The sequence below is a fragment of the Marinobacterium sp. MBR-111 genome, from assembly GCF_040547585.1.
Taxonomy (GTDB): Bacteria; Pseudomonadota; Gammaproteobacteria; order Pseudomonadales; family Balneatricaceae; genus Marinobacterium; species Marinobacterium iners.
In genome coordinates, this window is the sequence record NZ_JBEPQA010000050.1 from 1 (window position 1) to 9,192 (window position 9,192).

General features: G+C 56.9%; 11 protein-coding genes and 1 pseudogene. All 12 read left to right on the forward strand.

Annotated features, from left to right (window positions below):
- Positions 1 to 387 (forward strand): annotated as a pseudogene (locus ABIE61_RS18130) (ABC transporter ATP-binding protein); the annotation flags it as partial.
- On the forward strand, positions 374 to 1,189 hold the full coding sequence (locus tag ABIE61_RS18135) for an ABC transporter permease (protein ID WP_354412134.1): 816 nt from the start codon (positions 374 to 376) through the stop codon (positions 1,187 to 1,189). The pseudogene ABIE61_RS18130 and the gene ABIE61_RS18135, both read left to right, overlap by 14 nt.
- Before the next feature lie 14 nt (positions 1,190 to 1,203).
- The gene (locus ABIE61_RS18140) at positions 1,204 to 1,644 is read left to right on the forward strand and encodes a thioredoxin fold domain-containing protein (protein ID WP_354412136.1); all 441 of its coding nucleotides are present in this window, start codon (positions 1,204 to 1,206) and stop codon (positions 1,642 to 1,644) included.
- Between the two features lie 120 nt (positions 1,645 to 1,764).
- Positions 1,765 to 2,706, forward strand: a complete 942-nt coding sequence (locus ABIE61_RS18145; RefSeq protein WP_354412137.1) for an AraC family transcriptional regulator — start codon at positions 1,765 to 1,767, stop codon at positions 2,704 to 2,706.
- 59 nt (positions 2,707 to 2,765) lie between these two features.
- Positions 2,766 to 3,326: a carboxymuconolactone decarboxylase family protein gene (locus ABIE61_RS18150; protein ID WP_354412140.1), complete on the forward strand. Its 561-nt coding sequence runs from the start codon at positions 2,766 to 2,768 to the stop codon at positions 3,324 to 3,326.
- On the forward strand, positions 3,323 to 4,420 hold the full coding sequence (locus ABIE61_RS18155; protein WP_354412142.1) for an acyl-CoA dehydrogenase family protein: 1,098 nt from the start codon (positions 3,323 to 3,325) through the stop codon (positions 4,418 to 4,420). The genes ABIE61_RS18150 and ABIE61_RS18155 overlap by 4 nt, the downstream gene beginning before the upstream one ends.
- Entirely contained in the window at positions 4,417 to 4,911 is a 495-nt protein-coding gene (locus tag ABIE61_RS18160; protein WP_354412144.1) for an ATP-binding cassette domain-containing protein, read from the forward strand. The genes ABIE61_RS18155 and ABIE61_RS18160 overlap by 4 nt, the downstream gene beginning before the upstream one ends.
- Positions 4,865 to 5,233 (forward strand): hypothetical protein, encoded by a 369-nt coding sequence (locus ABIE61_RS18165; protein WP_354412158.1) that lies wholly within the window; start codon positions 4,865 to 4,867, stop codon positions 5,231 to 5,233. The genes ABIE61_RS18160 and ABIE61_RS18165 overlap by 47 nt, the downstream gene beginning before the upstream one ends.
- Positions 5,226 to 6,464, forward strand: coding sequence for an ABC transporter substrate-binding protein (locus ABIE61_RS18170; RefSeq protein ID WP_354412147.1), 1,239 nt, complete (start codon positions 5,226 to 5,228; stop codon positions 6,462 to 6,464). The genes ABIE61_RS18165 and ABIE61_RS18170 overlap by 8 nt, the downstream gene beginning before the upstream one ends.
- Positions 6,461 to 7,219, forward strand: coding sequence for an ABC transporter permease (locus tag ABIE61_RS18175; RefSeq protein ID WP_354412150.1), 759 nt, complete (start codon positions 6,461 to 6,463; stop codon positions 7,217 to 7,219). Before ABIE61_RS18170 ends, ABIE61_RS18175 begins: the two co-directional genes overlap by 4 nt.
- Before the next feature lie 132 nt (positions 7,220 to 7,351).
- Positions 7,352 to 8,332: an aliphatic sulfonate ABC transporter substrate-binding protein gene (locus ABIE61_RS18180; protein ID WP_354412153.1), complete on the forward strand. Its 981-nt coding sequence runs from the start codon at positions 7,352 to 7,354 to the stop codon at positions 8,330 to 8,332.
- Positions 8,333 to 8,353: 21 nt separating this feature from the next.
- Positions 8,354 to 9,192 (forward strand): ABC transporter permease (locus tag ABIE61_RS18185; RefSeq protein ID WP_354412156.1); only part of this gene is annotated, 839 nt, incomplete at its 3' end.

Consider the following 9,192-nt stretch of genomic DNA (forward strand, 5'->3'; position numbering starts at 1 on the left):
GCCATCGCACGAGCGCTGGCACTGGAGGCCTCGCTCCTGCTGCTGGACGAACCCTTCGGCGCACTGGATCCGGTTAACCGAATCCGGCTTCAGGACCTGCTCAACCAGGTCAGGCAGCAACAGGACAAGGCGTTTTCAACCATTTTTGTGACGCACGATCTGGACGAAGCGCTCTGGCTGGGCGATCGCATTGCCGTTTTGGGGGCATCACCGGGCCACTTGATTTCAGTGCACTCTGTACCCCAAAAGCAGGAGCGTACCGACCGCGATCACTTCCGGCATCTGGCCGATGTGCAGACACTGCGCCTGCAGATAGAAGAAGCGTTGGCCACTGATGTGTTGCGACGTCTAAAAGTTGAAGAGGTAACCAGTAATGTCTCAACGTAGTCTTTCTCTTCCGGGAACTCAGCTCAAGGACACAGACCAGGCACCTGGCATTGCCCGCCGCCTGCTTGTCGGGCGTGAAAGCCTGATCGTTTGGCTGGCAATTCTATTGGGCTGGTACCTGCTGACGTTTCAGAATGACGCCTCTCGAAACCCACTTCTGCCATCCCCCTGGGTCGTGGGTTCCGCACTGTTACAGTCACTGCCTGAGCTGCTGAGCAGCGCATTTGCATCGTCCAAGATACTGATTCCCGGCTACTTGCTAGCCGTCGCTTTGGCAATACCTTTCGGGTTGCTGGTAGGTACACGTATCCCACTGCAACGGGCATTCATTCCGTTTGCCAGGGTCGCAGCCCCCGTACCGCCAACGGTCTACATACCCTACGCTATCGCCGTGCTGCCCACCTTTCACCTTTCTGCGGTGTTTATCGTGTTTATTGGTGCATTCTGGCCCATTTTTCACAACACCGCGCTTGGGGCTGCTTCTACTCCGCAGCGCTGGAAAGACAGCGCCAAAATAATGCAGCTTGGACGGCTCGAATATCTGCTGCGCATTGTGCTTCCGGCCAGCTTGCCGCAAATATTTTCTGGTTTGGGGGTAGGGCTGGTTTTCGCCTTTATCCTGCTCACCATTGCAGAGCTGTTCGGCGCGGTTGAAGGGCTGGGGCGTTTTGTTCAGATCCATGCAGACTATGCCAACTACCCGCAGATGCTGGCTGGCATACTGTTTACAGGGGCTATTGCCGCTTCATGCATGTCCGGTCTGGAAGCCCTGCGACGCCGTGTTCTGTTCTGGTATCGATAGGGGGGGGAGTTCAAATGAAGTCGATCCTGTCTTTTCTCGCCTTGTTGACCCTTTTTGCCGGGGCATCTGAATCGTATTCAGCAACACAGGATGCACTCAGGATTCTCTATATAAAGCAGGCTGATTGTGTCTACTGCGATGAGCTGGATAAAACCCTGCAATCATCACTCATATCAGAAAAACTGTTCGACCGCTTTTCGATAGAGTCCTATGACCTTTCAACCGATGCCTCAATAGAGTTGCCAGGCCTGCGGCAGTTGACACTTTCTGAGCTTGTCTCGGAGTTTCGTGTTGTCGGCACCCCGGCGCTGATATTCATGAACGCCGAACAGGAGCCTGTACTTGTACGCCAGGGGAGGCAACAGGAAGGCGACCTGATCGCAGCCATGGATTATGTTGAGTCACACGGATATGAAAACATGCCTTTCAGTGTCTGGCTGCGGACTCATCAGTAGGGCTGATCAGGAAAGCAAGGCGCATTTGTGCAATAGATATCACTTTTTATTGGTTCATCCCCCTGCCTGATCGGCAGTAAGGTCGGCCTTGTTATCCATTCATGGTTACGAGGCCTTCCTGTGCAGCGCACCACATCACCCATCGAATTGAGCAGTCGCCTTATCGAAAGCCTGGGCATTCGATCATCCCTGTTCCACATGGGGCAGTATTGTGGCCAGTGGCAGGCCTCAACACAGGGCCGCCGCCGCGCCAGTTTTCATCTGATCCTGCATGGGGAATGCTACCTGCATCGCCCTGGCCAACCCGTGTGTCCTCTGCGTGAAGGAGACGCAGTCTTCCTGCTGCGTGACATCAACCACAGGATTACGCCGGACAAGGCAGGCAGCAGTGCCGCCTGCAACACCATGCAGCCGTTGGAGCAAACCAACCGGGTCGGTACCGGGCTGGCCTGTGGTTTTTTTGAACTGGGTGGCCAGACGGCAGAACTGCTGACGGCTTCGCTGCCCGCCTGCCTGATATTCGAGCGAGGCGGAATCGCCATGCAGGGTGCCCGCCCTGTTTTCGAACTGCTGCTTAAAGAAGCCTATGACCAGCAGGCTCCTGCCAGTGCCTTGATCGAGCGCCTGACCGAACTGCTGTTTTTATATCTGTTGCGTGCCGCCGCAGATGACAGCGACCAGCCCAGGGGCGTGCTCGCACTGGCTCAGGAGCCACGATTTACTCCGCTTCTGGAAGGCCTGCTGGAAAACCCCCAGCAGGAGTGGACCCTCGAAGAGATGGCCGTGCAGGTACACCTTTCAAGGGCCGCTTTTTGCAAACAGTTCAGCGAGCTATGCGGACTGCCCCCGGCACGCTTTCTTCAACTGTTGCGCATGAGCATTGCCGCAGGTCGGCTGCGTAACGGCGCCAGTGTAAGTGACACGGCTGCGCAGGTCGGCTACCACTCAATCGCCGCTTTCTCGCGGGTGTTCCGCAACGTACTGGGGGTCACCCCCGGCGAGTACCGCCGTCAGCCCGGTATGCAGATCAAGACGAATGAGCAAAAAATGCTGACGCACTGACATTTCGCCGGCTCCATATTGATTCAGAATAAGGAAACATTTTTTTATGGAGTTTTGTTATGACACGTCTACCCCTGCTGAATGCCGAAACCGCTCCTGAAGCAAGCCGAACTCGCGTTGAAAAAGCGCAGGCAAACAATGGCTTTTTGCCCAACCTGATCGGCATTCTGGCCAACTCACCTGCCAGCCTGGAAACCTATATGACGGTCGGTGAGATCAACAGTCGCAGCGGTTTAACCCTGCAGGAACGTGAAGTGATCCAGATTACCGCTGCCAGTGTGCATGGCTGTGACTTCTGTGTTGCAGGGCACAGCGCCATCGCCCTGAAAAAAGCGGGTTTCAACAAAGAGCAGACCATTGCCCTGCAGCAACGCCGAGCGCTTGGCGATATCCGACTGGATGCGCTGGCCAATTTTACCAAGGCCGTCATCATCAGCCGCGGCAATGTGTCTGACGGAGAGCTGGCCGATATCCGCAGCGCCGGTTACAGCGATGAGCAGATTCTGGGAGTGGTATTGGGTATCAGCCTTGCAACCCTGTGCAACTTTGCCAACAACCTCGCCCATAACACGCTGAACCCTGAGCTGGAACCTTATGCCACAGGAGCCCTGACCCTATGAACGCACAGACCCTGATCGATAACCCTGACCTGTCCGCTTTGACGGCCTGGCTGAGTGAACATGCGGACGAACTGGATGCTGACGGACCTGCTCAGGCAGAGCTCCTGTCACGCCTGGCCCGGTCCGGCTTGTTTCGGGTGAGTGTACCCGAAGAGCTGGGTGGAAACGGACAACCAGTCAGCCAGGCTATCGATGTCATTGCCGAGGTCGCACGTTACTCTTTGACGGCTGCATTTGTCGCCTGGGGGCATCGTACTTTTATCGAGTACCTGCTGGCGTCCCCCAATTTCGAGCTGGCACAACAGTGGTTGCCAGCACTGCTCGAAGGTGAGATTGCGGGTGCCACTGCCCTGTCCAATGCGATGAAGTACCTCTCCGGCATTGAAGACATTCAGATCCGTGCCACCCCGCACGATGACGGCTGGCGGCTTAACGGCAAGCTGTTCTGGGTCACCAATCTGGATCCGAAGGGGTACCTGGTGGCAGCAATTGTAGAAAACGGCCCGGATCACCCTCCTTCCATTGCATTGCTCGACAGCCGCCAGGAGGGCCTGACGCGCAGCGATAATCTGGACCTGTTGGCCCTGCGTGGCAGCTCAACTGCAGCCCTTCAAATCGACAATCTGACACTGGAACCGAGTCAGATCATTCACCCGGATGCCTTGCGCTTTTGTCCATCCATTAGGCCCCGTTTCCTTGGCCTGCAATGTGGCATGTCGATCGGACATGTACGGGCTTCATTAGACAGCATCAGCCTGCGCGCCAGACAACACAACGGCTCATACCTGCAGCCGGCACTGTCCGCGCTCCAGGAGACACTTGAACAGCACACCACTGCACTCTACGAGGGTGTGAATAACGGTCTGTTCGCCACCGCGCCGGCAGAGTTGTTCAAGCTTCGCATTGCCCTCGCTGAACTGGTACAGCGCGCTACCAACCAAGAGCTCGAAGCGACGGGAGGCAACGCCTATTTGCTGGATAAACCCACCGGCTTTGGCCGTCGCTGGCATGAAGCTGCATTTATACCGGTGGTGACCCCCAGTGTTTCACAGCTCAAGGGTGAGCTGGCCAAGCATGAAGATCACTCCGCATGAGTTACCCGGACAAACCGCTGCTCAGGGCTGAACGGGTGCGCTACGACTACAGTCCCGGGCAGCCTGTGTTTGAAGATGTTTCGTTACAGATCGCCCCGCGGGAAATTCTGGTGCTGCTGGGTGGCAGCGGTTGCGGCAAATCGACCTTGCTGCGCTTGCTGGCGGGCCTGAATCGTCCGTCCGCAGGGTATGTGTATTTTCATGACGCACCAGTGGAACGTCCGCACCCGCGCAGCGCTCTGATCTTCCAGCAGGCCAGCCTGCTGCCCTGGCTGAAGGTGTCCGACAACGTCGCTTACGGCCTCAACTTCAAACATCAGCCACGCATCAGTCGCGCTGAGCGAAACGTGCGAGTGACACGTGCATTGTCAGCCGTGGGGTTGTCCAGCCACAGCAAGGCTTGGCCAACGGAATTATCAGGGGGGCCAGGCGCAGCGGGTTGCACTGGCACGGGCGTTGGCACGTCAGCCCGAACTGTTGTTCGCGGATGAGCCTTTTTCCGCATTGGACGCCATAACACGGACTGAAATGCAGCAACTGCTGGTGGACCTGGTCCATCAGTGGAACACCGCCGTGTTACTGGTCACACATGATATTGATGAAGCTCTGGCGGTCGCCGACCGCATCATTCTGATGGGAGGGTCTCCTGGGCAGATCGTGCAGCAATGGCAGCTTGATCGCTCAGATGCGCTGCCACCTTCCGGCCCCGATCTGTTGCAGCTGAGGCAGGAAATTCTACAAGCCCTTCACCTGAATAGCCGCCACTCGGATAGCGGCTCGGAACATCCGACAAGAGGATTAACCCATGCGTAAAAACCGTTTATTCCCAACCCCAGGTCAGCCTGAAGTCGAGGGCTGTGGTTTCAATCGCCGCGATTTTTTGCGCATGGCCGCTTTGGCTGGCAGTGCAAGTCTGGTCTCGCCTCTGCTCAGTGCAGCAGAGCAGCGTGCCGGCACGCTCAAGGGCGACGATATTCCGGTTCAGATTGGCTACCTGCCGATTACCGATGCTACCCCACTGCTGGTAGCGGATCAGTTGCAGCTGTTCCGCGAGCAGGGATTGCGGACTGAAAAGCCGCGCATGTTCCGCAGCTGGGCTCAGCTGGTAGAAGCCTTTGTAGCCGGTCAGGTTAATGTTATTCACCTGCTGACCCCTGCAACCCTGTGGGTGCGCTATGGGGCAAAATTTCCAGCCAAAATTGTCGCCTGGAACCATATGGGCGGATCAGCACTGACCGTTGCCAACAACATCAACAGCGTAGGTGACCTGGCCGGCAAAACGGTTGCCATTCCGTTCTGGTATTCGATTCACAACATACTGCTGCAAAAAGTACTGAGTGAGGCAGGCCTCAAACCCGTTTCCCTGCGGCCGGGCCAGACACTGGCTGATAATGAGGTCAACCTGGTGGTGCAGCCACCCGCCGAAATGGTGTCGGCCCTGGCCGGTGGCGGTATCGCGGGCTTTATTGTGGCAGAGCCATTCAATGCTGCCGCCGAACTCAAGGGCGTTGGCAAGGTACTGCGCTTTTCGGGCGACATCTGGAAAGACCATGCCTGCTGTGTAACCTTCATGGCCGAACGTGACCTGCAGGATCGTCCCGAATGGGCGCAACGGGTGACCAATGCCATTGTTGATGCCCAGAAATGGAGCCTGCAGTTCAGTGATGAAACGGCCGCCCTGCTGGCTGCCAGCGGCACCGGGCGCTACACGCCGCACTCGGTTGAAACCCTGGACAAGGTGTTCTCCGCTCGCGACTACGCCCAATACCAGTCTGCCGGCATTATTCACAATCCTGACTGGCCGCAGAAGCGAATTGATTTCCAGCCCTATCCCTATTCGTCCTATACCGAAGAGCTGGTACGCAGTCTGACCCGGACTCATCTGGAAGGTAATAATGGCTTCCTTGGCGAACTGTCACCCGAATTTGTAGCCCGTGACTTGGTTGATGACCGCTTTGTACGTCGGGCCATCGAAAATGCAGGTGGACCGCAGGTGTTTGGCATCGATCCGAGTTTTGAGCGACGGGAATCGATCATCGTATGACCCATCGACTCATTAATCGAATGCTGCCTCTGTATGGACTGGCGTTTGCACTGCTGGGATGGTGGTTAGGTGTGAGCCTGCTGGCCCACACCCTGCCCATCGCATCAAGCCTGGGCCCGATACCCACATTTGAAGCGCTGCAGCGACTACTGCAGGATGGCTACTTTTATGACCATATTCAGCTGAGCCTGCAACGGGTGTGGGTGGGGCTGCTGTTTGCCGTGCTGATCGGCATCCCGCTGGGTATCCTCACTGGCATGTCGCGCTGCTTTGCCCGCGCCAGCAGCCCGTTGTTTCAGTTCATGCGCATGATTTCGCCTCTGTCATGGATGCCCATTGCCGTGATGGTACTGGGGGTGGGAAATGCACCGGTCTATTTTCTGCTGGCCTTCGCGGCCATCTGGCCGATTCTGCTGAACACGGCCACCGGCGTCGGTCAGCTGGACAAAAACTGGCTGTTGCTGAGTCAAAGCCTTTCAGCCACCCGCAGCGAGCTGGTGCTGCGTCTGGTATTGCCTGGCATCACGGCGCATATTCTGACCGGAGTCCGGCTGGCCATCGGTATCATCTGGATCGTGCTGGTACCGGCCGAAATGCTAGGCGTAACGGCAGGGCTGGGCTACTTCATTCTGGATACCCGTGACCGGCTGGCCTACGACGAGCTCATGGCCGGCATTCTGGTGATCGGCCTTATCGGCTTCCTGCTCGACTGGTTTGCACGCTGGCTATACCGACTCTGGACACATGACCGCTGAGTCTTTGTTACCTGCCCGCCCCGCGCGGGCAAACCCTTTAAATACCGGAAAGCTATGCATTTTTTCCTATTTCTGTGTGCTTTCCAGCCGTGACACCATACGTCTTCATTGTTGCCTGATGAGGACACTCAATTGAATATAAAAAATCGTTTCCACTCCGTAAAACGCCACTTGATCACAACCGCAGCGGCCACGCTGTTGGCGCTATCCCCTTTGCATGCTGCCCAGGCCGCCCCTGAAAGGGTTTCCATCGACTACGCCTACTACAACCCGGTTAGCCTGCTGTTGAAGAAGAAAGGCTGGCTGGAAGAGGAGCTGGCCAAGGACAATATCGATGTGCGCTGGACTCTGAGCCTGGGCTCTAATAAAGCGCTGGAGTTTTTACGCGGCAGCGCAATTGACTTTGGCTCCACGGCGGGATCTGCCGCACTGGTCGCCAAGTCCAACGGACTGCCGATCAACTCCATCTACGTTTACTCCAAGCCGGAGTGGACTGCACTGGTAACCCGCAAAGATTCCGCCATTCGTTCCGCCGCTGACTTGAAAGGCAAGTCGGTTGCCGTAACGCGTGGAACGGATCCGCATATTTTTTTGCTGCGTGTATTGGCGGAAAACAATCTGACCGAGAAGGATATCAACACCGTGCTGCTGCAGCATCCGGATGGCTACACCGCACTGGTGCGCAATCAGGTGGATGCCTGGGCCGGTCTTGACCCTCACATGGCCCGCGCTGAACTGGAGTCCGGTGCCGTACTGTTCCACCGCAACGTGGATCTGAATACCTACGGCATTCTCAACGTGCGCACTGCCTTTGCCGAGGAAAATCCCGAACTGGTCAAGCGCGTGTTGGGTATCTACGAAAAGGCGCGCCACTATGCCCTGGAAAACCCGGAGGAGCTGCGTGATGCACTGGTAGAAGCCGCCGGCATCAGTGCCGACGTCGCTGCGCGCCAACTCGAACGCACCGACATTACCAAGGCAGCCATTGGTGACGAACATCGTGCACTGCTGATCGAAACCGGCAAGGTGTTGCAGAATATCGGCATCATCAAACCGGAGGTAAATGTCACCGCTGTCGCTGATCAGCTTATCGATCGTCAGTTCAACCACTGATTATCCTTTCGGAGGTTCGGTATGAAAACCCTGACTCTGCGTTCTGGAGCCGGTTCATCCCGGCCCTCCAGCGCTTTTTTCAACCCCAGGCGATTGTTCAGTCTGCTGAGCTGGAAAAGCTGGCTGCTGCCATTGGCATTTTTGCTGGTGTGGGCACAGCTCTCGGCCCGGGGCGTATTCCCTGCCTACGTATTGCCGCATCCACTGCAGGTCTGGTCTGAGCTGGCCGCACTATGGAGTAGCGGTGCGTTGAGTGAGCATATCCTGGTGACCACAGGCCGAGTCGCAGCCGGTTTTCTGGCTGGAACAGTCGCAGCCACCTTGTTGGGCGCGCTGACCGGCTACTCCCGCCTGGCGCGAGAGCTGCTAGACCCCGCCCTGCAGGCGATCAAGGCCGTACCGTCTCTGGCCTGGGTGCCCCTGTTCATTCTCTGGTTCGGCATTTTTGAAACATCCAAGATCATTCTGATTGCCGTTGGCGTGTTTTTCCCGGTCTATTTGAACCTGATGGCCGGTATACGTGACAGCGACCGCAAGCTGTTTGAGGTTGCCCGCGTCTATCGCCTGAGCACCTTTGACCGGGTATTCCGAGTGTTGCTGCCCGGCACGCTGCCAGCCTATTTCACCGGCTTGCGCTCGGGGCTTGCGCTGGGGTGGATGTTTGTCATCGCCGCCGAGTTGATGGGGGCCAGTCAGGGATTGGGCTTCCTGATGCTGGACGGTCAAATGACCGGCAACCCGGCCATTATCATTGGTGCACTGGTTCTGTTTGCATTGGTTGGCAAAATCACGGATGCACTGCTCACATTCACAGCCACTCGACTGCTCTCATGGCAGGACAGCTTCGGCCGCACCCAGTA